Here is a 25,427-nt window from a genome sequence, read left to right as displayed (position 1 = left end):
AATAGTATGCATATATTTTGTAAGTTTTCTGTAAGTACCGTTTTAGTCATGATGACGATTACTTATATATATGGTATAATACTTTTTATGAAGCAATATTTTCGAAAGGCAGTGAGTACGTATGGCAAAGATTACTTTAAAATCTGGTTTTGTATTTGACGTAGAAAATTTATACGGCCCGGGCAAGGTGACGGAAGAAGACGTCAAGGCCATGGAGCCGGCCTATACGAAAGCCCATGAAGCGGTTATGGAAATGCGCAAGACCGGCATCATGGCAGGTCATTTATCTAAAGACGGCGAACCGGAAGCCGTACTGTTCCCGCAGCTTCCCTACATCGTGGAAGGCAATATCAACAATCCGGAACGGATCATGGCAATGGAAGAATTGGCCCGCCAGGTGCGCAACCGCGTCGACGCAGTCGTATTCTTCGGTATCGGCGGTTCTTATTTAGGCGGCAAGGTCCTCTTCGACGTGCAGTGCGGCGAATTTTGGAACCTCAAGAGCACGGAAGCCCGCAAAGGCTATCCGAAGGCCTTCTTTGCCGGCAACAACGTCGATTCCCATAAAGTCAGCGGCCTCATCGAATTCCTCAAGGCGGACAGCGCTGCGAAGTCCGGGTATACCGTCATGGGCGTCGTCATTTCCAAATCGGGCTCGACTATCGAACCGATGTCCAATTACATGGTCGTCCGCCAGGCGATGGAAGACGCAGGCATCAAATTTGAAACCGTCGCCGTGACAGATCCCCATGAAGGCGAAAAAGAAACGCTCCTGCACGGATTGGCGAGAAAATCGGGCTGGCCTATTTTCTATGTCCCCGATGGAGTCGGCGGCCGGTTCAGCGTGTTCTCCGAAGTGGGCCTCCTCGTCGGCGCTCTGGTCGGCTTTGATATCCGCCAGTTCTTAGCCGGCGCAAGGGATATGGACAAGGCCTGCCAGAATCCCGATATTTGGCAGAATCCGGCCTTGCTGAACAGCGTGCTGAAATATATTTCCGGCGCAAAATACGGCCGCGACCTGGAAGTTCTCATGCCCTATGCGGACAGCCTGAAATCCCTGTCGGAATGGTACATTCAGCTCCTGGCCGAATCTTTGGGCAAACGCCTCGACAAGCAGGGCAACGTCGTCAACTACGGCCGCACGCCTATCGTCGCCGTCGGCACGACGGACATGCACGCCCAGACGCAGGAACACCAGGAAGGCCCGAAGGATAAGGTCGTCCAGTTCGTTTCCATCGCCAACTGGAAGGACGACGTCGTCGTTCCCCACATGTACGACGAATATCCGAAGCTGGCTGCCTTCAGCGGTTTGCCCCTGAGCAGCATTTTGGAAGCGGCCCGCAGCTCGAATGCGGAAGCCCTGATCGGCGACGGCCGTCCCAACGCCAACTACATTTTGCCCGAACTGACGCCCTATCATTTGGGTGAAGTCATGTTTATGCTGTGCTTGTCCATTGCGTACGAAGGCGAATTTGCCAACGTCGACGCTTTCAATCAGCCCGGCGTGGAAGTGTACAAGAAATTCCTCGGCGGCCGCTTGAAGAAACTGCAGGAAGGTTAATATGAACGTATTAGTTACAGGCGGCGCCGGGTACATTGGCAGCCATACCGTGCGGGCCTTGCTCGAACGGGGCTGCCGCGTCGTCGTCCTCGATAATTTATCGCGGGGCCATCGCGGCGCCGTGCCCGACGGCGTGCGCCTCGTCGTCGAAGATATTCATCACGTCGACGCCGTGAGAGCTCTTTTGACAGAAGAAGGCATCGACGCGGTCATGCATTTCGCCGCCCACAGCCAGGTCGGCGAATCGATGGAAAAACCGACGATTTACTATGACAACAACGTCGTCGGTTCGTACTGCCTGCTGGAAGCCGTACGCCGGGCCGGAGTGAAATATGTTGTATTTTCCTCGACGGCAGCTGTGTACGGCGAGCCGGAGCAGACGCCGATTACGGAAGATATGCCCTATTGCCCGACGAACGTATACGGCCAGACGAAGCTCATGATCGAGCAGATGCTGGCGCAGTTCAGCCGGGCCTACGGCTTGCGGTATGCGGCGCTGCGGTATTTCAACGCTGCCGGCGCGTCCCGCGACGGTAGCATCGGCGAGGACCATACGCCGGAAACGCACCTCATTCCGCTTATTTTGCAGACGGCCCAGGGGATACGGGATCATATCACTATTTTCGGTACGGACTATCCTACAGAAGACGGCACCTGTATCCGCGACTACATTCACGTCGTCGATTTAGCCGACGCCCATTGCCGCGTCCTCCAGTACCTGGCGGAAGGCGGGCAGTCTCAGGCCTTCAACCTGGGCTCGCAGCACGGGTTCAGCGTGCGCGATATGATAAGGGCGGCGAAGGCCGTGACAGGACGAGATTTTGCCGTCGAAGAAGGCCCGCGCCGTGCCGGCGATCCGGCGGCCCTCGTCGCGTCGTCGGAAAAAATCCGCCGACTGACGGGCTGGCAGCCCCAGTACAGCCAAATTGAAACGATTATTGCCGACGCCTGGAAATGGCACAGCGGCCATCCGAACGGATACGATGATAAAGCGTAATCTGTCGGCCCTTCGGCATCTGGTAAGGAACGCAGCAGCTCATCACAGAAACACATGGCTCCCGTATGGAGTCATCCTGCTTTGTTTGGCAGGTATCTGGTGGGGCTGGGATGGCGTTCCGTCAGGGCGGCAGGAAATCATACGGGAGACGAAGAACGATATCAGTTCTTCGCCTCCCGTTTTTTCTTCCTCTGACAGGGATGAAGAAGAGGAGCGTCCTGAAGGCAGGCTGGTCGAAGGTACTGCGCCGTCTCTGCGGCGCAGGCCCCTGCCCGATATATTTGCCGGCAGCGCGCCGAAGAGCGCTGCCGATTCTGCAGAGAAGGCGCGGCCCGTCGCGGCGGCTCCGGCTGCGGAGCTTCCCGTCCTTTGCGGCACGATGGAGCATAACGGAGCCTATCTGGCTTTGTTCCGCCATCGCGGGGAAACGCTGGTCTGCGCCGCAGGGGACAGTTTCGATGGATATACCGTCGTCAGCGTATATCAAGACGGCGCGCAGCTGGAAAAAGACGGAATCTGCGCGGCCGTAAGCATGTAAAGGAGATGACTATGAAAGTTTGCCGATATATCCTCATTATGATGGCTATCGCATGGTACGGGCCGGTTTGGGCTGGCAGTTCCTTGTCCGTTCACGTCCGCGAGGCTCCTATCCGCTCCGTGCTGGAAGGGCTGGCCCGCAGCGGCAATATAAACCTCATCGTCGACGATACGGTGCAGGGGACGATGACCATGCATATAAACGACGTTACCGTTGAGGACGCGCTGGACGCTATCGCTGCAAGTCAAAACCTGTATTACGAAAAAGAGGGGCCTGTGCGGACCATGACGGCCGGGAAGAAACGGGATGGAGCGAAATCCCTGCGGACGTGGAGGCTCCGCTACGCCGTCCCGACAGACGTGCAGGAGGCCGTCCGGGCTATGGTGCCCGACGGAGACGTCCGCTGCTACGACGATACGAATACGCTCGTCGTCGGCGCGACGCCGCGGGAGCATCGCGCCGTGCAGGACCTCGTCACGGCGCTGGATACGAAGCCGCGGCAGGTCGACGTCGAGGTAGAGATTGCCTCTATTGATCGGAGCGCCCTGCGCCATGCCGGCGTCGAATGGAATTGGTCCAGCGTGAGCGGCGGCGCCGGACATGAGGGATTTTCCTTCGCCACCCAAATACAGGCGCTGGAAGAAAAGGGCCAGGCCTCCGTACTGGCCAGGCCTCGCATGGCTGCCCTGAACGGCAGGGAGGCGAGCGTCCTTATCGGCGATAAAATTCCCGTCGTGACGGAATACATGAGCGGCGGTGAAAAAACGGCGACGACGGAGTACAAGGACGTCGGCGTGAAGCTCCGCTATGTGCCGCGCATTCACGACGACGGGACGGTGACGGCGGCTATCGAGGCTGAAGTCAGCACGCCTGTATTTGTCAATGAAATGAAGGCCTACCGCATCGCCACGCGTCAGGCCAAGACGGTCGTTCGCATGCTGCCCGGAAGGACGCTGGTATTGGGCGGACTCATCCGCAAGGAAGACGTGGAGAGCCTGCGCAAGGTGCCGATATTGGGAGATATTCCGCTGCTGGGGAAATTATTCCGCAGCCATTATACGTCGTCCAAGGAGACGGAAGTGGTCATCCTGCTGCGTTCCTTCGTCCGGGAGGAGATTCCTTGACAGCCGGCGGCGGGGAGGAATATGATAAAGGCAGAAAAACGGCCTGTCTTGCTATGGACAGCAGCAGGCGGACGGAGAAAAGAGTGAAAGAGCATATGCGTGATGGAAAGCGGAGAGACCAAGTTCTTTTGTTGGCGGCGGGATTCTTTTATTTTTCCAGCCCCATGGCAGTTACGCCGATCATTACCGGATTTTCCGGCTCGTTGGGGGCGAGCGCGGCCCTGATGGGCCTTATCGGCGGCCTGATGAATCTTTGCTCCCTGTGCTGACGGTCCTTTGTAGGAGCTTTTTCCGACAGGGTGAGGAAATACATATTATCCTGTATCGGCGCAGTGTGCCTGATCGCGTCCTGCCTCGGATACGTCTTCGCCTGGAGCCCGCAGGTCGTCATGGCGGCCCGCGTTATCAACGGCTTTGGTTTTGCCCTGTGCTCTATCAGCCTGTCGACATGGTTTTCCCTGCTGCTGCCGAAAGAGCATATGGGCGCCGGCATGGGCGTGTACGGTACGATGAACGCCCTGGCCATGGCCCTGGCGCCGGCCATTGGGATTTACTGCTATCATCATCTCGGCTACCGGGCGGCGTTCTGTGTCGCCACGGCCTTTGCCGCAGCGATCATCGTCCTTATCCAGTTCGTATCGTATAAAAACGAACCGTTGCCGCCGGCCGGCAAGGGCTTTCTGCCCGATCAGTTTGTCGATACAGGCGTCCTGCCCGTATCGTTCCTCATCATGGTGTTTACCATTCCGTATTGCGCTACCCAGTCCTTTCTGGTACAGTACGTGCAGGCGAAGGGGCTGCCCTTTTCTGCCGGCATGTTTTTTCCGGCTTATGCCGTAGCCCTATTGTTGCTGCGGACGGCGATGCGCGACCTGTTCGACCGCTTATCCTTTCAGTTTTTCTTCCTCATGGCTTGCCTCTGTACGGCGGGCAGCATCCTCCTGTTGGCTGTCATGGACAGCTTTTGGGAAATGATCGCGGCGGCGGTGCTCATGGCCGGCAGCTACGGCGTGATGTGTTCCGTGTGCCAAGCCTTGGCTATCGTCGTGGCCGTCGGAGGGAAGCGGGGGTTGGCGAACAGCACCTATTATATCGGCATCGATTTAGGCATGGCCTTAGGGCCCTTGTTCGGCGGCCTGCTGTTCGGCGCGCTGCCGATTTCCTTCTTTTATCCCGTTCTCCTGACGTCGCTGCCGGCGGCAGCGGCCATTTATTGGTATGGCCGGCGGCGCGTATTTTCCGCCCGGTCTTCCGCTCATGCAAAGTAAAACCTTTAACGTTTGAGAGATAAGAAAAATTACAGAAAAGCATATTGACAATTCTCTTATTTTTCGTATAATGAAATCACGACACAATATAAGTTCCCGATAAAGGTATAGACGGAAAAAAGTAGGGCTGCAAATACCCTCGCAGAGAGCCGGTGGGCGGTGTAAACCGGCAGGTGATGCAGCGTGAAGTTCTTTCCTGAACTGTGAGGCTGAACAGAAATCAGTAGGCCGATCCGGTATGGCGACCGTTACATTGCTATGAGTTGATCTGATTCGAGATTATTAGGGTGGTACCGCGGAGATGTTCGTCCCTTGGGTATCACCCTTTTTGTATTCTGGAATGCAGGTAAGCAGGGTGGTACCGCGAGTTCATCGTCCCTCATGGAGGGGCGATTTTTTTATACATCAAACGGGAATCTAGCTATTATATTTCTTTATATCATCCGTTAGGAGGCAACCCAAATGAACAGTTCAGTTATTGTCGTAGGTTTGTACATTTGTACGATTTTCTTAATCAGCTGGTACACGAAGCACCGCGCTGCCGGGAAGGCGGAAAACTATATCCTGGCCGGCCGTCAGCTCACGACGCCGCTTATCATGGTTTCTATCGTCGGCCTGGCCGTCGGCGGCGCGTCGACTATCGGCGTTGCCGAACAGGCCTATAAAGCCGGTCTTTCCGCCGGCTGGTACACGACGGCCTGGGGCATCGGCGCGATCGTCATGGGCATGACCGTCGCTAAAAAATACCGCAGCCTCAACATCACGACGATTCCCGAAATGCTGGAACGGTATTACGATAAGAAGAGCATGATTATCGGCATCATTTGCCAGATCATCGTACAGCTCGTCGTCATGAGCATGCAGTACGTTGCCGGCGGCATGATTCTCGCCGCCCTTATGCCGGAAATCTTCACGCCGACGACAGGGATGCTCATGAGCGCTGTCGTCTTCATCGGTGTAACCCTGATCGGCGGCATGTGGTCGGCCAGCATTACGAACCTCATGAACGTGTCCCTGAAATACGCCGGCATCCTCATGGCCGTCGTACTGGCAGTGCGCATGGCCGGCGGCATGGATCAAATCCAGATGAACCTGCCCATGCCTCACGGCCTCGATTTCATCGACGGCGTAGGACCCATGACCATCGTTACGTGGATTATCGTCCTCATTACGGTCAACCTGTCCCTTCAGAGCATCATCCAGATTTCCCTTGGTGCAAAAGACGTGCACACGGCCCGCAAAGGCTTCATCATCGGCGGACTGCTCATGCTGCCGATTGGTTTCGTCAGCGCCCTCCTCGGCGTCATCGCTTCGGAATTATATCCCAACATTTCGGCTACGGCTGCATTGCCCCAGGTCATCATGTCCCTCGACCCGTGGCTGGCCGGCATTACCTTGGCGGCTCTTTGGGCAGCCGACGTCAGCTGCGCCTGCAATCTCCTGCTCAGCTCGGCGACGCTGTATTCCCATGACATTCACAAACGCTTCGTCGACCCGAATATGTCCGACAGCAAGTATCTCAACGTTACCCGTATTTCCGTATTCCTCCTCGGCCTGCTTACGCTGAGCTTTGCCTTGACCATCAGCGGCATCATCTCCACGCTCATGGCCGGCCTCAGCCTCATGACGGCGTTCAGCGTCATCGTTCTCATGACGATGTATGCGCCGAAATACTGCTCCCGCGCAGCCGCCTTCTATACGATTCTGGCTTCGGTCGTCGTTCTCGTAGCCTGGATGTTCGTACCGGCCGTCCGCGTTCTGCCGCATGTCATTTATGCCGAATGGATTGTCTGCGGCGTCCTCTTTGTCGGCATCAGCGCCGTGACGCGCAGCAACGCCATCCACATGGAAGGCGTCGAACCGGCTGCCGTACAGGAAGGCAAGACGAAGGCCGTACCGGCTCAGCATTGACGGTAGGCTTCGCGAGTTTCCCCGCGGCAGATCCTATGGTATAATTAAATAACCTGCATATGAAAAATCCCTGTAAAGTAAATTCCTTTGCAGGGATTTTGTGCAGCTGATTGTATGCTGGTTCCGGCAGGGTAAAGCTGCCGGGCGCAGCGGAGATAAAGAGGTGTCGGCGATGGAGAAAGGAACGGCGATTTCGCTGTACGAAGGAGAACGGATTTTGTGGCAGGGCAAGCCGGGCTGCTCGTGGCGCAACCTGGTCAAACCATCGGATATACTGAAGGTTCCTATAGGACTATTGTTTTTTCTGTTTGCCCTGAGTTGGGAAGGCGCAGCCTTGTCTGTTCCGGGCCTGTGGGGTCTCGTCGCGCCCTTATTCGGCCTGCCTTTTATAGCGGCAGGAGCATATTGCAGCGTCGGCCGCTTTGTCCATCGCCGCTGGCAGCGGCGGCAGATTGCCTACGTGCTGACGAGCGAGCGGATTCTTACGGTGTACCGCAGCCGCCTGGTTTGCCGGTTTTATCATACCCTGCGGTATTTGGAGAAGAGGGAGAATGGCGACGGGTCGGGGACGATTCTTTTCGACAAGAGGCCTGTGGACTGGCATGATTTTCATTTTACTTTTTTTAATGAACTCATACGGGAACGGGAATATGAATACGCCGCTATCGACGATGTCGACGCCGTTTGGGCCCTCATTGAAGCGCAGCGGCGCCGATGGAGGAAGCCTAGCGCCAAATGATAAAACGCGCCGGCAGACAGTCTTTTTCTGTCTGCCGGCGCGTCTTCTATTTCAGGCTTTGGTAAATCTGTTCGATATTGTCGCGCATGCGGTCTATATAGGTTGCCTTTCCTTCGGCGCTTTCGATGGTGTGGATCGTTTTGACCGACGCGCCTACTTCCTTGGCCAGGGTTTCCGAAATCTTGGGGCTGACCATGGTTTCGGAAAAAATTGTCTTCACCTTATGCTGCTTGCAGAAATCAGCCAGGCTGGCAAGCTGCTGAGGGCTCGGCTCGCCGCTGGCAAAGACCGACTCGACGCTGCGCTGCGTCAGGCCGAAATCGCGGCACAAGTAGGCGAAGGCGGCGTGGCCTGTGACGAACTGCCGGTTCGGGACGGATTGGAATTTTTCCTGATATTCCGCCAGCACCTGCTGGAGCTGTTCGTTATAAGCGGCGGCGTTTTCGCGGTAAAATTCGGCGTTGGCCGGGTCGGCTTCAGCCAGGGCGGCGGCGATGTTCTGTACTTCCGTCTGAGCGGCCTGCAGGCTGAGCCAGCAGTGGGGATCGTCGCGGCCGTGTTCGTGTATATCGTGCTTGTCTGTATTGGCGATTACCTGGACGCCTTTCGAAGCGTCGACGGCGACGAGGTTTTTATTGTCTACGACTTCCAGCGTTTTATCCGCCCAGGGCTCCATGCCCAGGCCGTTGTACACGAATAAGCGGGCATGGCTCAATTCCTTGAGATTTTTCGTCGTCGGCTGAAAATCGTGGGGCTCCGTGCCGTCGGGAATCAAGGTGACGACGTCGACCTTATCCTTGCCGACGGCCTGGGTAAATTCTTTCATCGCGTTGAAAGAGGCGACGACTTTCAGTTTGCCGTCGGACTGGACGGAGCCGTCGGATTGGGCGCCGCAGCCCGCAAGGAGCACGGCCGCTGCTATCATTGTGATACAGGCTGTAAGCCATGATTTCATAACATATCCTCCTCTGAAATAGGAATATATACGTATAGTATAAACTGTATCATAGCACTAACCGTTGTCCCTTGTCAATAAATGCAAATGCCTTGCATTTTCCTTTTCACGACTATATAATAGAGCAGGTATTTTATATGATAAGAAGGAGCTGCTATGATTTCATTAGAAAAGGTGTCCTTTGCCTATGAGCATGGGCCCTATTTACTGCAGGATGTTACGATGACCGTGCAGGACGGCGATTATATTTCCGTCGTCGGGGAAAACGGCAGCGGCAAGAGCACCCTCATAAAGCTGATATTGGGGCTGCTGTCGCCGAGCCGCGGCACGATTTCCAATACCTTCCGCCGCTGCGCATACGTGCCCCAGCGGTTTGAAACGCTGAACAGCCAGTTTCCCATTACAGTCTACGAGGTGCTGAACTGCCAGCGCAGAATATTGGGATATAAGGATAAGGATATTATCCGACGCTCGCTGGAGCAAATGAACGTATATGAGTTAAAGGACCAGCTCATAGGCAACTTGTCAGGCGGCCAATGCCAGAAGGTGCTCATTGCCCGGGCCCTCATGGGCGAGCCTGATCTGCTCATTTTTGACGAGCCGTCGACGGGCATCGACGTCAAGAGCCAGATGGAGCTGTATCCCTTTATCCGCCATTTGAATCAGGACCGGGGCGTAACGGTCCTGACGGTAGAGCATAACCTGAAGTTCGCCGCTAAGAATTCGACGAAGATGTTTCACGTCGTCAACGGCGGCGGCCATTTCTGCTCGCCGGAAGACTATATCCGCGAATACGTATCGGACAACATGGGGAGGGACGGCAATGTTTGAGTACGCTTTTATGCAGAACGCCTTTATCGTGGCCGTGCTGATTTCCATCGTATGCCCTCTCATCGGCATATTCCTCGTGCTGCGCCGCTATTCCATGATCGGCGACGCCTTATCCCATGCGTCCCTGGCCGGTGTAGCCATCGGCCTTTTGCTGGACGCCAATCCCATCCTCAGCGCCTTCGGCCTTACGTCGGTCTTCGGCATTCTCATCGAAGTGCTGCGCCAGCGGTTCCGTCAGTACGCCGAGCTGATACTGGTGATTATCCTGTCCTTATCCGTCGGCATCGCCATTACAATTATCAGCTCCGGCATGGTGCATACCAACGTGGAGTCCTTTTTATTCGGCAGCATCCTGACGGTGACGCGGGAAGACGTGTGGGCGGTCCTGCTGCTCAGCATCGTGTCGATTTTGACGATTATCAAGCTGTACCCCCAGCTGGTCATGCTGACCTTTGACGAAGACGGGGCGAAGATCGCCGGCGTAAAAAGCCGTCTGATCAACTACGTCTTTGCCGTCCTCGTCGCGGCGACGATTTCCGTGTCCATCCGCATCGTCGGCATCCTGGTCATCAGTTCGCTCATTGCATTGCCGGTAGCTACGGCGCTGCAGCTGCGGAAGGGATTTCGCCGGACTATGGTATGGTCCGTCCTGTTCAGCTTTTTAGATATTATTCTGGGCCTGGGCATCGCCTACGGAATCGACGCCGCGCCAGGCGGCGTGACGGCGATTGTTTCCGTTCTCATGCTGCTGGCCGTCATTGCATATAAAGAAACGGCGCAGGCCCGGCGGCCGTAAGGAGGTACAGCTATGGACGACATAATACATAATGAGGCCCGTGAAGAATGCCTTCACCGCTGCGGATTAAAGAGCACCCGGACCCGAAAGCTGGTCCTGGATGCGCTGTACCGGCACGGCGGCGTATTGACGGCGGAAGATATTTATCAGGAGCTCATCGGCCAAGGACAGGGCATCAACTTTTCCACGGTGTACCGCATACTGGAAATGTTTACGGCCAAGGAGCTGACGGAAAAGCATTATCTGCCTGATTCCCGGAAATACGGCTTTTCCCTGCGGGCAATGGGCCATCGGCACCGCTTGATTTGCCTGAAATGCCGCCGCATCGTGGAAATCGACCACTGTCCCCTGGCGGGATTTGAAGCGGAATTAGCTGAGAAGACCCAGTTCGATATTGTCGGGCACAATTTGGAATGGTACGGGTATTGCCCGGAATGCCGCGGCCTTGCGCCTTGCGGAGAAGACAAAACGATAAAGACGGTGAAGGAGGAGTAGATGTGGCCTTATGCAAAGAACGGCTGGAGAACTATATAGAAACGCATTGGCAGGACAAGGCCGCCGTGTCCGTGTACTGCCGTCCTCTGGACGGAGGCGACGACTTTTTCTATCGCGACCGGGTCATGCCGTCGGCCAGCTTGATCAAGGTGCCCATCATGGCCTGCGTCTTCCGTCAGGAAAAAGAGGGACAGTTGTCCTTTGATACAACTTATCCCGTTTACGGCGGCGTCGAAGGCGGTTCGTTTTACGGCCTGCCGGAGGGGACGGAAGTATCTCTTCGTACGCTGGTGTTTCACATGATCGTCGAAAGCGACAACACGTGTACGAATATGCTCATCGATGTGCTGGGCTTCGACGCCATTAACGAGGAAATCCGGCGGCAGGGCATGGAGCATACGCTGCTGCGGCGCAAGATGATGGATTTCGAAGCGGCCCGCCAGGGGAAAGAAAACGTAACGTCTCCCGGCGATATGGGGCGCTTGTTTCTGCGCCTGGCCTCCGGGACCTGCGTCGACGGGCGGCGCGACGAGGCGATGCGGGCTATCCTGGCCCAGCAGGAGGATAACTGCATTTTGCCGGCGCAGATTCCCCATACCGTAACAGTAGAGCATAAGACAGGCGAGCTGGACGGCATATATCATGACTGCGGCCTCGTCTGGAAGCAGGGCCGGCCCTATGTGTGCTGCCTCATGGCCGACGGGATAGTCCATGAAGCCCAGGCCATTTACGATATGTCGTATTTGGCGCGCTTCCTATATGATGAAATATAAAAACTGCAGCAGTGCCGGCGCATAGGGCATTGCTGCAGTTTTTTTAACGGTATGAAATTAGCGGACGTAAGTTACGAAGTCGGCCTTGCGCGGTTTTGCTGCCGGCACAGGGCCGTCGGCGTAGCCGAGGATGCAGTGGCCGACGCCTACGAGGTGTTCCGGCAGGTTCCACTGGCGGAGCAGCGCTTTGCCTTCGGCTGATTCAAATTCTTCCTTGGCCCGGTTGATCCAGCACGAGCCGATGCCTAAGGAAGCGGCGGCATTCATGAGGTTGCCCATGACCAGGCAGCCGTCGGACCAGGCGTTGGCCGATTTTTCCATGTCGGCCAACACGACGACAATGGTTGGCGCGCCGTACATGGGATCGCTGTCCGTTCCCATGATTTTAGCGTTCATGGCGGTTAATTTAGCAATCGTCTCCTTGTCCTGCACGACGACCATCGTGACGGGCTGGATGCCCATGCCGCTGGCGGCGTACATGCCTGCTTCCAGGATTTGCTGCAAGTCGCTTTCGGGAATTTGTTCCGCTTTGTATTTGCGGATGCTGCGGCGGGAAATTAAGGTTTGTATCGTTTCGTTCATGCGTATCGCTCCTTTTAATAGAAATATAACTATACTTGTCTGTATGTATTATACCACATCTGTTTTTGGCGGGACGGGACGGAGCCATCTTTTTTCTTGCCATTTGCAGGATAAAATGCTATTATCTTATTTATAAGAAAACTCAAAAGGTTTTTTCAGTTTTCTAACAATTTTTTAACAATTCTCGTTTCTCGTTTTACAGCGGCCCATTATTGATGGTATAGTAAAATAGACGGAGAAATCAAAGCCGGAGAGGAGTGGTTGTCGGTGCAGGAGGCATTGGAGAGAGTAGGGCGCTTTACCCTTCATATCTTTGAACAGGTCGGCGTTCTAGCTATTTTATTCATCCAAACCCTGAGACAGCTTCCCAAAATTCAGCGCGGCCTGACGGTCGCGCAGATGGCTCATCTGGGGGTCAATTCCCTGCCCATCGTCAGCCTGACCCTTCTCTTTGCCGGCATGGTCATGACCCTGCAGATCGTGGATATCCTGCTGCGGTACGGCGCCCAGTCTACCTTGGGCGGCGTCATGTCTATCGCCATGGGCCGCGAGCTGGGGCCGATTCTGACCGGCGTCGTCGTCGCCGGCCGCGTAGGTGCGGCCATGACGGCCGAATTGGGCACGATGAAGGTTACGGAGCAAATCGACGCCCTGCGCTGCATGGCCGTCAATCCGATTGCCTACCTCGTCGTACCCCGTTTCGTCGCCTGCGTCATCATGGTGCCGATCCTGTCGTTTTACGGGTATGTCATCGGTACGGCCGGAGGCTACGCCGTAGCGACCTTTGGCGCCGGCCTGACTCATTTTACGTATATGAATTCCGTCGAGCTGTTTACCGAGGTAGGAGACATCGTATACGGCCTGATCAAGGCCATGTTTTTCGGCGGCATTATCGCCCTGATAGCCTGCTATGAAGGCATGCACGCCAAGAGCGGCGCAGAGGGCGTAGGCCAGGCGACGACAAAGTCTGTCGTCACCTCTATTATTTTTATCTTTATATGTAATTATCTATTGTCTGTCATTTTGTATTAGGAGAGCCTATGATTAGTTTGCGCGATGTAACCGTAGCCTATGGAAGCCAGGTTGTCCTGGACGGCGTCGACCTCGACATCTGCGACGGGGAGACGCTGGCCATTTTAGGGGCCAGCGGTTCGGGGAAAAGTACGATCCTGCGGCTGATCATCGGCCTGCAGAAGCCGACAAGGGGCCGCATTTTTGTGGATGGCGCAGATATTACGCCGTATGATGAAGAGCAGCTCAATGAAATGCGCCGGAATATGGGTATGGTGTTTCAATACTCGGCGCTGTTCGACTCTATGACCGTAGGGGAGAACGTGGCTTTCGGCCCGCGGCAGCGTACGCGCTGCAGCGAGGAGGAAATACAGGCAATCGTCAGGGAAAAGCTCAGCCTCGTCGGATTGGAGGGCATTGAGGACATGATGCCCAACGATTTGTCCGGCGGCATGAAAAAGCGCGTCAGCCTGGCCCGGGCAATCGCCCTGGACCCGAAGACTATTTTATACGACGAACCGACGGCCGGGCTCGACCCGCTGCGGAGCATGGATATTAACCGCCTTATTGTCGGCATGCAGCGGCATTTGAAAGCCACGTCGATTCTCGTTACCCACGATATGCGGTCGGCCTTTTATGCCGCAGACAGGATAGCCTTCCTGCAGGGCGGCAGGTTCAGGCTGATCGCGCCGAAGGAAGAATTTAAACATACAGAAGATCGGGAAGTACTGCAGTTTATTTACGGCGGCGAGCTGCCCGAGGAAAGGGAGACGATGCTATGAGATGGAGTGCGGAAGCCAAGGTCGGCCTCGTAACCATTGTCGGCGTCCTGGTATTTACATATGTCATCATCACCTTGGCCCACGCCGAGATATTCGGCAATCCCGGCTTCGAGGTTCACACCGTATTTCATGACGCCAACGGCTTGCAGCAGGGGAATTCCGTACGCTACGTAGGCGTCCATGTCGGCAAGGTAGAAAAGGTCACGCCCCTTCGGAACGGCGTGGATATCGTGCTGCGGATTGATGAAGGGACGGAAATTCCCAAGGATTCGCGGGTGGCAATTACGACGGACGGCCTGCTGGGCGAAAAAATCGTAGCGATCACGCCGGGCAATGATAAAAACAATATCCTGGCCGACGGCGATACCCTGAACAGCAATCAGGGCAAAACCATGGACGACATGATGAACAGCGCCGGCACGCTGATCAGCGGCGCCAACGATATGATAAAAAATATCAACGCTATCCTCGGCGACGCCAAGACCCAGGCGGCGATGCGCGGTTCTATTCAAAATGTAGAAGCCATTACGGGACAGACCAGCGCCATGATGGAGGCCAACGCCGCGAATATTCAGCAGATTACGGCCAATATGGCGGCGATGACGGCGCAGATGAACGCGTCGCTGCAGCAGCTGGACGGAGACGGGGCCACGTCGGCCAACGTCCGGGAAATGGCCGCCAATATGAAAAATATTACGGAACGCTTCGATACAATTGCCCGCTCTATGGAAACGATGACGACCAATCCGCAGAGCCAGGCAGACATTCAGACGACGCTGCACAATACGGCTGAGATCACGACGAAGGTCAACAATATCCTCGGCGGCAGCGGCGACGTGAAGTTTGAAGGAGAAGCGGGCTTCCTGTATAATGATACGCAAAGTGAAAGCGGGGCCCATGCAAATTTTAGGTTGTACCGGAACAATTCCTTCGCTTTGGTCGGAGCTGAAAGTATTGGCAACGGTACGAATCTAAACTTGCAGTTTGGACGCCGCAGTTCCTGGTTTGACAGCCGCTTCGGCCTGATCAACGGCGATTTGGGCGTCGGCGTCGATTTATTCGCCGACGGGCCGTTCCGCCTGAGTCTGGAAGGGTACGACCCCAACGACTGGCGGTACCGCGTGAAGGCCCAGTACCGCATCTTGCCGGATATTTATTTATTCGGCCAGTTTACCCGTCCCATGGACAGGAGCGACGGCGGCAATTATTACGGCATCAACTATGCTTTTTAGCATATTTCCAGTTTTATGATAAAGGATAGAAAATAATTGACGGGGGTACCCAAGATGAATAAGAATTTGTACAGAAAGATAATCATCGCCATGATGGTAACGACTTTGGGAGGCGCGTCGGCCTTTGCGGAAGACACTGCCCAGGCATCGGCTGAAGCGGCGCCGAAAGCGCCGGTAAGCGTCGCGAAAGTGCGTCCTGTCGACGTGACGCCGGCTCTGCGGGAAGAATTAGCCCGCCAGATTGCGGCGGAATCGGAAAAGAAAGCGCAGAAGCGCGCCGCTAAAAAAGAGCAGGACCCGGTTATCGTCATCGGCCGGGTAGCTCCGGATCAGGCCGTCGAACTGACGCTGCCCAAGACTGTGCAGATGGCCTTGGATTATAACCGCGATATCAAGGTCGCCCATTATGACTTGAAGAGCGCCGAATACTACATCGATGAAGCGCGGGCCGGCAAAATGCCTCAGTTCAGCTACACCTTCGACGCGTCGCGCCGTGAAAACAGCGGCAGCTCCGGCATGAATAACCGGGACAGCATTACCAACTCCTTCGGTCACGGCCTGAGCGTCAATATTCCCCTCTATACGGGCGGCCGCGTAGAAGGGCAGATTGCCGTGGCTAAGTTGGGCAAGACCAGCGCCCAGGAAGAAATCCTGCGGGTAGAACAGGCGACAAAGCTTTCGGCCGTTCAGGGCTATTTCGGCCTGCTGGCATATGAAGAGCTGCGCGACGTATACCATGAAGCGGTCACGAATATGCAGGGCCACGTCGACAACGTCACGGCCCAGTACAATGTCGGCACCGTCGCCAAGCTCGACGTCCTCACGTCGAACGTCTCCCTGGCCGACGCCAAGACGAACGCCGTCACGGCAGACAACAACGTCGCCGTTGCCGAAGCGAACCTGAACAACATCCTCGGCTTGCCGCTGCAGACGAAGCTGGAGCTCGTAGACCATCATCTTCCCTTCGAATCGTATGATATTTCCCTTCAGGAAGCCTTGGACTACGCCATGAAATACCGGCCGGAAGTCCTGCAGGCCGCGCTGAGCGTCCGTCAGGCTGAAGAAAATATCGGCATCGCCAACGCCGGCAATATGCCAAGCGTATCTATCGGAGCCGGCAACGACTGGAGCGACGAAGATTTCCCCGGCTCGGGCAACAGTGCATGGCGCGTAACGGGCGGCATTACGTTCAGCTTCTTTGACGGCGGCGCGACGAACGCCCGCGTTAAACAAGCCAAGCAGGCCCTGCTGGCTGCCCGTGAAACGGAACAGCAGACCCGCGAAGCCGTTCAGCTGGCCGTTAAGCAGGCTTACCTGAACATCCGCAGCGCCGCGCAGCGCGTAGAAGCCAGCCAGTCTGCCGTCGCTGAAGCCGAAGAAAGCTTCAAGATTGCCCGCGTCCGCTATCAGGCCGGCGTCGGCATCAACTTGGACGTTCTCGACGCGCAGTTAAACCTGAATCAGGCGCAGACGAACTACATTCAGGCGCTGTACGACTATAACGTCGGCATTGCCCAGCTGGAACAGGCGATGGGCGTAGACGTTCGGTCCGGCGTCGTCATCCCGTCCATGACGGAATAAATTATATACAGGCGTATTGCAAGGTCATAAGCGCTGTCCATCGGGACGGCGGCTTATGACCTTCTTTGCAATACAGACGGCGTGTCACAAGTTTTAAACAATTTTTGAAGGACGCCATATATTTCTTGATTTTATGTACCGGCCTAGGTAGAATAAAAAGAGATTCATACACTTTTGTTTTTTATATGTACATGCGGGAGACTCGGCGTGAAGAAAAAATGGATAGCCGGCTGCGCTGCATCGGCCTTTTTTCTGTCGGCCACGGCGGCTTTTTGGATGGAAAAACCGGCTTTAACGCAGCAGCTGAGCGAAATCGTAACGACAACAGCAAATAGCAAGCTAAACGGAACCTTATCCTTCGCGTCGATGGATATTTCCCTGACGGGGAAGGTGACCATATCCCGTCCGGTTATCCGCGACGCGAAGGGGCGGATCGTGCTGGAAAGCGAAGATATCGACGTGTATGTCAATCCCGTCAAAATACTGCCTTCTCTATGGGATGGGAACGTATTGGCGTCGCTGGATACAGTAGCCGTCGACAAGCCCGTAGTGCATCTCTGGGAAAATGAAGACGGCTCGTGGAATGTTGCTGCCCTTATTAAACCGAGTGATACGGAAAGAGGCGCAGATTTTTACGGCGTCGTGCGCCTGAGCGACGGCGTCGTGCGCGTGCTGCTGCCTGATGGAAGCGGCAGGACGGTGGCTTTGGAAGACGTAGATGGCTCTGTGTCCTTTGCCGAATACCCCAAGGCCATCGCCTTGACAGCCGATGCCTCGCTGGACGGCTACGACCTGATTCTTTCGGGAACGTATACGTCGGCGCGGCAATATGATATGACGATACAGGCCGAACGCATCGACGCGTCGTATGCCGCTCCCTTTATTCCAAAGGACGTAGACGTGACGATTCTCGGCGGCGCTGCCGAGAATGTAAAAGCGCGGGTAGCCGACGGCAAAGACGGCCTCTTCGTATCGGGGCAGGCCGACATTGCAGACGGCGCAGCCGCCGCGTACGGCCTCAGCGTAGACGGGCTTACGGGCCATGTTTCCCTGGGGACGGACGATGTGCTGCTGAAAGGTGTATCGGGGACGATCAACGGCCAGGAATTTCAGGCCGACGGCATTGTGAAGACCAACGGCGCGTCTCCTGTATTCAATATAGACGTCGACGTGCCGGGTGCGGCGCTGGACGCTTTTTCTGAATTTATACCGGCTCCCGTTTCCGGTACAGTCGGATTTAAGGGAACCCTGTGGGGGACGGCCGACGACGTAAGCGGCAAGGGCAAGCTCACCGCTTCGAACGTCGCTTACGACGGCTGGCTTCTCGACGACGGCGTGGCGGATATTTCCTACGCAGACCACGTGGCGCAGATCGAAAATCTAAAAGCCCATGCCGCCGGAGGCGAGATTACGGGCCGCGGCGCTTATCATGCCGATACGGGCGATTTCACCGCCGAGGCGAAGGCTGCGTCTGTCGACTTGTCGCAGCTTCCTGCGGTCCCCGTTTCTGTATTGGGGTCTGTTTCGGCAGAAGTCCAGGCGGCCGGCAATCTCCAGAGCGGTACGGTGCAGGCCTTGGGCCGAGCGGAAGCCTACGGCCTTTCATACAACGGCATAGAATCGGATCGCAGTTCTGCCGATTTTTCCTACACCGACGGAGTTATTACCCTGTCGAAATTGGACATGGCTGTCGGCGGCGGCACGATTCGGGGCGGCGGTACCTATGATATGCATACGGGCGCGCCGAACATTGCCTTTACGGCAGAAAACGTGTCCCTCGACGTGCTGAGCTCTGCCGCCTCCGTGCCTATGAGCGGCTCTGTGTCGGCTGCAGGCCATGTATACGGCCCCGACCTGCAGTGGGAACTGTCTGTCAGCGGGCGGAACGGCTCGATTCAGCACTTGGCCTTTGATTCTATCGACGGAACCCTTCGCGGTGTCGGCCGTCGCATTGAAATCCCCGCTGCATACTGGCGATATAAAGACGGCGTTCATACACTGTCGGGAACGGTAGATTTAGATACGCGAGCCGTCAGCGGGACGATGACTACGGAGCACATGCGCCTGGAAAAACTCCTGCCGGCGATTGGGCAGGGCGATTTGCCCATGACGGGCTGGGCGGATAATACCGTGTCGATTCGCGGAACCATAGACGACCCGGTCGCAGAGGGAACCTTCCACTTGACCAGCGGTTCCTACGCCGGGTACTTATATAAAAATATCAGCGCCGACTATCGCCTGGATCAGGGCGTCCTTTATATTTCGAACGGCGATATTTCGTCGTACAACGCGTCTGTATCCGTACAGGGCTCTGTCGGCCAGTCCTTGAACCTGGATATTGAAGGAAAGAAACTGGATATTTCCCGCATGATGCCGCGCAGCCGCCTGCCGCGGAGCGGCGTGTTCAACGTCAGCGCCCATATTGGCGGCACGCCGGACAACCCGACGGCCGGAGGCTCTCTGCGGGCTGATACGCTTACGATCAACGGCATGGAGCTGACGAACGTACGTGGTGATTTTGCGTATTATGACAAGCTGGTGCGCCTGACGGATCTGCACTTTGACCAAAGCGGCGGCTCGTACGATGCGAACCTGCTGTACCGTACGGAAGACGGTTGGATGCGCGGACAGGCCGGCGTTCGCAACGGCGACATCGCCAGCATCCTGAAGCTGGCCGCCGTGCCTGTACAGAAGGTAGAAGGGCATATAAACGGCCAAATTGATTTGGAAGGGACGGCGTCTGATCCGAAAGCGTCTATTATAGGGCAGATTACGGACGCGTCGCTGGCCGGACAAGCTGTCGAACCGGCAGATATAGATATTCGCCTGGAAAAGGGAACGGTACAGGTCAATAAGCTGTCCCTGAAGACCGGCGACAGCCTGCTGGCCGCGAAGGGGACTTATGCCTTCCACGGTCCCGTCGATATGCAGGTGGCGGCCCGCAATTTCCCGTCCCGGGCCTTGCTGGATATTTTGGGGCAGACTGACGTAGACGTCGATACGCCCATTGATTTTGCCGCGGCCCTGGGCGGTACGGGCGACGATTTGGAAGCCGACGTGTCGGCGCAGCTGAACGGCGGCGCTATTAACGGCGTATCCTTCACCAACGGCTTTGCCTTATTGAACATCCGCGATGGAAATATACATATCGATCAGGCCTATTTAGCCCGCGATCCCTATAAAGTCGCGGCCTACGGCGACATACCTGTCAGCGCGCTTCACGGCGGGCGGGGCGCCGAGCCGATGAATGTGACGCTCAAGCTCGACAACACGGGGCTGGATATTTTAGCGGTCCTGACGCCTGCCGTCGAGTCGGCTCAGGGCGGCGTCGAAGGGGAGCTGCAGCTGGGAGGCACGCTGGCAGAGCCGCAGATAAACGGCAGCGTGAGCGTGCAGGACGGTTCCATCCAGTTCAGCGATGTCACCTATCCGCTGGAACACATTACGGGCAATATCGTATTTGGCGGCCAGAACGTCTCTGTAACCGCCTCGGCGACGATGGACAAAGAAGGCGCCAAGGATCCGGGCAGCGTTTTCGTCCAAGGCCAGGCCGCCTGGGACGGCTGGCATTTGACGAAGTATGAAGGCAATCTGTTTTTGAATCGCCTGGCCTTGGACTGCGATTACTTTAAAGGCCCGCTGAACGGGACCTTTACCTTAGGCGAAGGTCGGCGAGGTCCTAAGCTAAGCGGTTCTATCGATATAGCGAATACGACCCTGGATATACCCCTGAGCTTTTCCGATAGTTCCAGCGCTCCCGAGTTGGAATTGGACGTTTCTGTAAACTTAGGGGAAAAAGTAAGGTTGTATAATCCGGCATTATATGATTTAATGGTAAATGGCTCTGCTCGTTTCAGAGGATCGACGACATGGCCCATGCCGTCGGGCCGGTTCGAAGCGTCGCGCGGGACGGTCTATTACTTAAATACGACGTTCCGCCTGTCTAAAGCCCGGGCTGACTTTAATCAGTTCGGCTCGTTCCTGCCGTCTGTCGACATCGAAGGGAACACGCGCGTCGGCCAGTACGGCGTCTTGCTGACGCTCCGAGGTCCTGTAGAAAATATGGACCTGGTGCTGCGGTCGGACCCGCCGCTTACGAAGCAGCAGATCATTTCCTTGATTACGCTGCGCAACAGCAGCAGTAAGCAGCAGAGCTCCCTGAACAGCGAGGACATGAGTACCCTCGTCGGTTCGGGTATCCGCATGACCCTGAACAGCCTGGGTATTACGCAGGAGCTGGAAAAGGCGCTGTATCTGGACATGCTGACCGTTACCAACGGGTCTTTGGATTTCAGCGACAAGCACAGCGATGTAAGCAACAACTATTACAACATCGAAATGGGCAAATATCTGTTTGATAACTTCATGCTTACGGCGGCTTTCGGGTTAAATCACGACGACAACCGTTTCGGCGCCCAGTATGATTTGGGCAGCCGGTTCAGCGTCAACGCCTGGACGTCCGACGACGACAGTTTTGTCGGCGGCATGTACCGCTATTCATTCTATTAGGAACAGGAGGGGACAGCGTGCTGGAACGATATTTAGAAGAATTAAAGCGCATTTCCCTCTTGACGCCGGAGGAAGAGCGGGCCTTATGGAAGGCGTACAAGGACGACGGCGATATGGCCAGCCGCAGAAAGCTCATCGAGCAATATCAGCCTCTCGTATTCAAAGAGGCGATGCGCTGGCATATCCGGGCGGATTTGCTGCCTGACGCCGTGCAGGAAGGGACGGTCGGCCTCATCGAAGCCGTCGAGCGCTTTGACTACCGGCGCAATGTGGCTTTTCCTTTGTTTGCCGTACACCGCATTCGGGGAGAAATCGTTGACTACCTGAATAAGGAAGGCAGCATGGCGTCCTTGTCCATCGACGAGCCTGATGAAAACGGACTGACGCTGCGGGAAATGCTTCCTGACGAAGACGTAGATATTGCAGAGCAGACGGGGCGCCGATTGCTGTTTGAACACGTAGCCAAGACGCTGCAGCGTCTGCCGCAGAAGGAGCAGGCCGTCCTTGAGGGCGTGTATTTGCAGGATAAGCAGCAGAAATACCTGGCCCGCGACATGGACGTGAGCCTGCCTTATGTCTACCGCCTGCAGAAACGGGGGATTCGCCGCATCCGCGGCATGCTCAGTCAGTTTATTCACGACTGCAAAAAGAAGTAACCGAGGTGTTTTCCTTAGAAAAATAAAGATTTAGTGAGTATTTTTCGTGTAATATAGAAATTTCGCTGATTTTTTTCTGTTACAAACGAAGACCTATGCCAGGATACTATAGGTATGTTCAGAAAGGAGTCAGCAGTATATGGGAAAATCAGGCAATAATATAGCTGAACATGTCCGGTCGGCTAAGATGTGGCTGGAAAAAGCGGAGCAGTCCTTTGACCGCCAGTCTGAAATCCAGGGAGAACTGAATCTCATGCTGGCAGAAGCCGAGATGAAAAATCTGCGGAAACGCCATGGCCTGAAGGTGCGCGCTAAACTTCGCGTCGCAGCGGCCATGGGGATTGCCGTCATGGCCGCCGGATTGTGGTATGCCGCGACCAGGGAAAGCCCTTCGACGGCGTTGCCGGCGCGGGATGCCATACCGGCAGTCCAGCAGTCTCCTGAAAAATTGCCGGCTGTACCGGCCAAGACGGCGGCGCAGCCTGAACCATATACAGGACGGCAGGCTCAGGCAGAGCCTGCCGCTGCGGCGAGGCCGACAGCCTCGCAGGAACAACGCGATGACGCAGCGGCGCCTGCTTCGGCATCAGAAGCTGCCGCGCCGATTCAACGCAGCGCGCCGGCGCCGAAAGAGGTGCTGACAGACGCGCAGATACAGCAGGCCGTACGAGATGCGCGCCATAGCCTGCGCGGTACGGACGTAAAGAATAAATAAATGGAGGTTTTGTATGAATACGCGGAAGAAGAAGCTTCTTGTCTTGATGATGACCAGCGCAATGATGACCTGCCCGGTATGGGCAAGCGACGAAACGGCGGCGCAGCCGGCTCCGGCTGCCGGTGCGACGGGATATGAACCAGTAGGCAAGGACGTCGTCGCTGCTGATGTCGTTTCAGCCGCAGGAATGTCGGGCACTGAAAAGATGGCCGTCAACGCGACGATAACGGCGCGGGCCGACAAGGCGACGCAGGATACGATGGCAGCAGCCCAATCGGGGCTGACTGGGTATGAAACGGAGGAAGAGCTGGCAGCAATTGCTGAAGGCAAGACGCCGGAAGAAATTCATAAGGCCGCCGAAGCTTCTTCCCAGGAAAGCGCTGCTCCTGTTGCTGTTCCAGGTACTGGATATGAAGCTGCGCCTCAGGCCGCGGAAACAGCGGCTCCCGCTGGAACGGCTCAGGCCGCAGTGCCTGATGCTTCAGCTCAGCCTGCGGCAGCTCCGGTTGCACCTGCTGCGCCTGCTCCCAAACTGCCGGGCACGCCGGTACAGTTTCCGGCCAGAATCGGCGATTTTGTCGTAGATACGAGCGTTCCCAATTATCCTATGGCTGTCATTCCACCGGAAGGCGGGGTCAACCTGCCCTACGGCAGCCTCGTATCGGACAGCGACGTCGCGCCGTACCTCAACAAGACGGCTACGTCCGTTACGGTCAGCCCGGTGCCGGATGAAAAAATCGAAGAAAACATCCTTCCGCGATTGGCTATGCGCGTCGGCGACGCCGTCAATATGGCCTATATCCGCCATGACTTGAACGTCATCGGCTCGACAGGTATTTTTTCTACAGTGAAGCCGTCCTTTACCAACGTGCCTGAAGGGGTTATGCTGAACTACACCGTTCAGATGAATCCTGTCGTCAACGGCATAGAAATCACAGGGAATCAGTCCCTTTCGGACGGCGATATTAAAAAGCTCATTACGATTACGCCGGGCTCGGTGCTCAATACGTCTATTGTCAGCCGCGACATTGCCGCTATCAATACGACGTACAATAACGCTGGCTACATGCTGAACCGCGTATCGGAAGTCAGCCTCGACGAAAAAGGGATTCTTCACATCGGCATTTCCGAAGTCCATGTAGAAGACATTTCCCTGCGGGGCAATACGAAGACCCGTGATAAGGTTATTCTCCGCGAACTGCGTTTCAAGAAGGGCGACGTATTTAACCGCGAAGTTGCCAGCCGAAGCATTCAGCGCGTCTATAATACGGGCTACTTTGAAGACGTAAACGTCCGCCTTCTGCCGGGCCAGAAAAACGCCCAGGACGTCATCGTTGAAATCGACGTCGTAGAACAGAAAACAGGTACCGTTACCATCGGCGCCGGCTATTCCGATTCGGACGGCCTGGTAGGTATCCTGGGTCTGAGCGAAACGAACCTGCGCGGTACAGGCGATAAGGTCAGCATCCAGTGGGAATTTGGCGGCGAAACCAATTCCAACAAGAACTATATTTTCTCCTATACCCATCCGTGGCTCAACGATCAGGGCGATTCCATCGGCTTCAGCTTGTTCGACCGCGAAAATGATTATAACGACTACGACGAAAATGGTGATGAAAAGGCTGACTATGACCGCCAGACCCGGGGCTTTAATATCACCTACGGCCGCGTCCGCAGCGAATACGTCAGCGATTTCGTAACCTTGGAAACGAAGGAAACGAAGTACAAAGACTGGAACAGTGGATTGAATTATCCTGAATTATCGAAGGATCCTGATCATCCGGAATATCACGATTACATGGACGACAACTTCGGTCGTACGAACAGCCTGCGCTGGTCTCATGTATTCGATAACCGCGACAACGTCTTCGACCCGACGCGGGGCAAACGCCTGTCCTTTACGGGCGTTTGGGCCGGCAACGGCTTGGGCGGCGATTTCGACTACTTTAAGTTCATTGTCGAAAATCGCCTGTATTACAAGGTCGGCCATGCCCACGTCATCGCTGTACGCCTCATGGGCGGCATTGCCGATGGCGACATGCCGTACAACGACTTGTTCACGCTGGGCGGCGCCGATAACCTTCGCGGGTATGAAGACGACGAATTCCGCGGCGATAAGATGTATTTGGGTACGATCGAATACCGCTATCCTATTGCTAAGAAAGTACAGGGCGTATTCTTCGTCGATGCCGGCAACGCCTGGGGCGGCACGGATAAGGTTCCTTGGTACCATGATAAAGACGAACTGCACGTAGCCGGCGGCTTGGGCTTCCGCGTCACGACGCCTATCGGCCCGATTCGTCTTGACTACGGCGTAGGCGATGAAGGCGGCAAGTTCCACTTCAGCTTCGGCGGCAAGTTCTAATGTTGT

General features: G+C 55.8%; 21 protein-coding genes, 1 pseudogene and 1 other annotated feature. Of the genes and pseudogenes, 20 read left to right on the top strand and 2 right to left on the bottom strand.

Annotation, left to right across the window (positions count from 1 at the left end; all coding sequences use genetic code 11):
• Positions 1 to 121: 121 nt before the first annotated feature.
• From DKB62_RS04510 to DKB62_RS04475, 8 genes and pseudogenes are all read left to right on the top strand, one after another.
• Complete coding sequence (locus DKB62_RS04510; protein ID WP_095629782.1) at positions 122 to 1,561, top strand: glucose-6-phosphate isomerase; 1,440 nt, start codon at positions 122 to 124, stop codon at positions 1,559 to 1,561.
• A gap of 1 nt (position 1,562) precedes the next feature.
• Complete coding sequence (gene galE / locus DKB62_RS04505; protein ID WP_107195820.1) at positions 1,563 to 2,558, top strand: UDP-glucose 4-epimerase GalE; 996 nt, start codon at positions 1,563 to 1,565, stop codon at positions 2,556 to 2,558.
• A gap of 85 nt (positions 2,559 to 2,643) precedes the next feature.
• Positions 2,644 to 3,096 carry a hypothetical protein gene (locus DKB62_RS04500; protein WP_107195819.1) on the top strand — a complete coding sequence of 151 codons (453 nt, stop codon included), beginning with the start codon at positions 2,644 to 2,646 and terminating at the stop codon, positions 3,094 to 3,096.
• Between the two features lie 38 nt (positions 3,097 to 3,134).
• On the top strand, positions 3,135 to 4,220 hold the full coding sequence (locus DKB62_RS04495) for a secretin N-terminal domain-containing protein (RefSeq protein WP_107195854.1): 1,086 nt from the start codon (positions 3,135 to 3,137) through the stop codon (positions 4,218 to 4,220).
• 83 nt (positions 4,221 to 4,303) lie between these two features.
• Positions 4,304 to 4,489 (top strand): hypothetical protein, encoded by a 186-nt coding sequence (locus tag DKB62_RS04490; protein WP_157949675.1) that lies wholly within the window; start codon positions 4,304 to 4,306, stop codon positions 4,487 to 4,489.
• Positions 4,490 to 4,507: 18 nt separating this feature from the next.
• Positions 4,508 to 5,488: pseudogene (locus DKB62_RS04485) on the top strand (MFS transporter); the annotation flags it as partial.
• A gap of 99 nt (positions 5,489 to 5,587) precedes the next feature.
• Positions 5,588 to 5,804, top strand: a binding site (T-box leader).
• Between the two features lie 146 nt (positions 5,805 to 5,950).
• Positions 5,951 to 7,399 carry a sodium:solute symporter family protein gene (locus DKB62_RS04480; protein WP_107195816.1) on the top strand — a complete coding sequence of 483 codons (1,449 nt, stop codon included), beginning with the start codon at positions 5,951 to 5,953 and terminating at the stop codon, positions 7,397 to 7,399.
• A gap of 100 nt (positions 7,400 to 7,499) precedes the next feature.
• Entirely contained in the window at positions 7,500 to 8,138 is a 639-nt protein-coding gene (locus DKB62_RS04475) for a hypothetical protein (protein WP_157949674.1), read from the top strand.
• Between the two features lie 46 nt (positions 8,139 to 8,184).
• Here DKB62_RS04475 and DKB62_RS04470 read toward each other — a convergent pair whose 3' ends face one another.
• Positions 8,185 to 9,093, bottom strand: a complete 909-nt coding sequence (locus DKB62_RS04470) for a metal ABC transporter substrate-binding protein (protein WP_107195814.1) — start codon at positions 9,091 to 9,093, stop codon at positions 8,185 to 8,187.
• Between the two features lie 156 nt (positions 9,094 to 9,249).
• Between DKB62_RS04470 and DKB62_RS04465 the strand changes: the two genes are divergently transcribed.
• Genes DKB62_RS04465 through DKB62_RS04450 form a run of 4 tightly spaced genes read left to right on the top strand, consistent with a single transcriptional unit; the run spans position 9,250 to position 11,988 of the window.
• Positions 9,250 to 9,924, top strand: a complete 675-nt coding sequence (locus tag DKB62_RS04465) for a metal ABC transporter ATP-binding protein (protein WP_087477852.1) — start codon at positions 9,250 to 9,252, stop codon at positions 9,922 to 9,924.
• On the top strand, positions 9,917 to 10,720 hold the full coding sequence (locus tag DKB62_RS04460; protein ID WP_107195813.1) for a metal ABC transporter permease: 804 nt from the start codon (positions 9,917 to 9,919) through the stop codon (positions 10,718 to 10,720). Before DKB62_RS04465 ends, DKB62_RS04460 begins: the two co-directional genes overlap by 8 nt.
• A gap of 12 nt (positions 10,721 to 10,732) precedes the next feature.
• The gene (locus DKB62_RS04455) at positions 10,733 to 11,215 is read left to right on the top strand and encodes a Fur family transcriptional regulator (RefSeq protein ID WP_107195812.1); all 483 of its coding nucleotides are present in this window, start codon (positions 10,733 to 10,735) and stop codon (positions 11,213 to 11,215) included.
• A 2-nt stretch (positions 11,216 to 11,217) separates the two neighbouring features.
• The gene (locus DKB62_RS04450) at positions 11,218 to 11,988 is read left to right on the top strand and encodes a serine hydrolase (protein ID WP_157949673.1); all 771 of its coding nucleotides are present in this window, start codon (positions 11,218 to 11,220) and stop codon (positions 11,986 to 11,988) included.
• A gap of 57 nt (positions 11,989 to 12,045) precedes the next feature.
• Here the strand turns inward: DKB62_RS04450 and DKB62_RS04445 are convergent, their stop codons facing one another.
• Positions 12,046 to 12,570 (bottom strand): nitroreductase family protein, encoded by a 525-nt coding sequence (locus DKB62_RS04445; protein WP_087477848.1) that lies wholly within the window; start codon positions 12,568 to 12,570, stop codon positions 12,046 to 12,048.
• Positions 12,571 to 12,837: 267 nt separating this feature from the next.
• On the opposite strand from DKB62_RS04445, the gene DKB62_RS04440 reads away from it, so the two are divergent.
• The 8 genes from DKB62_RS04440 (at position 12,838) to DKB62_RS04405 (ending at position 25,421) form a co-directional block, all read left to right on the top strand.
• Complete coding sequence (locus DKB62_RS04440; protein ID WP_087477847.1) at positions 12,838 to 13,602, top strand: MlaE family ABC transporter permease; 765 nt, start codon at positions 12,838 to 12,840, stop codon at positions 13,600 to 13,602.
• Positions 13,603 to 13,610: 8 nt separating this feature from the next.
• Positions 13,611 to 14,363 (top strand): ABC transporter ATP-binding protein, encoded by a 753-nt coding sequence (locus DKB62_RS04435; protein ID WP_087477846.1) that lies wholly within the window; start codon positions 13,611 to 13,613, stop codon positions 14,361 to 14,363.
• On the top strand, positions 14,360 to 15,595 hold the full coding sequence (locus DKB62_RS04430) for an MlaD family protein (RefSeq protein WP_107195810.1): 1,236 nt from the start codon (positions 14,360 to 14,362) through the stop codon (positions 15,593 to 15,595). Before DKB62_RS04435 ends, DKB62_RS04430 begins: the two co-directional genes overlap by 4 nt.
• Before the next feature lie 54 nt (positions 15,596 to 15,649).
• Entirely contained in the window at positions 15,650 to 17,176 is a 1,527-nt protein-coding gene (locus DKB62_RS04425) for a TolC family protein (RefSeq protein WP_087477844.1), read from the top strand.
• Between the two features lie 207 nt (positions 17,177 to 17,383).
• On the top strand, positions 17,384 to 21,685 hold the full coding sequence (locus DKB62_RS04420; protein WP_107195809.1) for a translocation/assembly module TamB domain-containing protein: 4,302 nt from the start codon (positions 17,384 to 17,386) through the stop codon (positions 21,683 to 21,685).
• A gap of 17 nt (positions 21,686 to 21,702) precedes the next feature.
• Positions 21,703 to 22,341, top strand: coding sequence for a sigma-70 family RNA polymerase sigma factor (locus tag DKB62_RS04415; RefSeq protein WP_107195808.1), 639 nt, complete (start codon positions 21,703 to 21,705; stop codon positions 22,339 to 22,341).
• A gap of 139 nt (positions 22,342 to 22,480) precedes the next feature.
• Positions 22,481 to 23,056, top strand: coding sequence for a hypothetical protein (locus DKB62_RS04410; protein ID WP_107195807.1), 576 nt, complete (start codon positions 22,481 to 22,483; stop codon positions 23,054 to 23,056).
• Between the two features lie 13 nt (positions 23,057 to 23,069).
• A complete protein-coding gene (locus DKB62_RS04405; RefSeq protein ID WP_232818771.1) occupies positions 23,070 to 25,421 on the top strand; it encodes a BamA/OMP85 family outer membrane protein in 2,352 nt (783 codons plus the stop codon).
• The last annotated feature ends 6 nt before the right edge of the window (positions 25,422 to 25,427 follow it).

Origin of the sequence: Megasphaera stantonii (assembly GCF_003367905.1) — a bacterium.
Taxonomy (GTDB): domain Bacteria; phylum Bacillota; class Negativicutes; order Veillonellales; family Megasphaeraceae; genus Megasphaera; species Megasphaera stantonii.
This window is presented reverse-complemented; position numbering and strand designations above follow the sequence as displayed.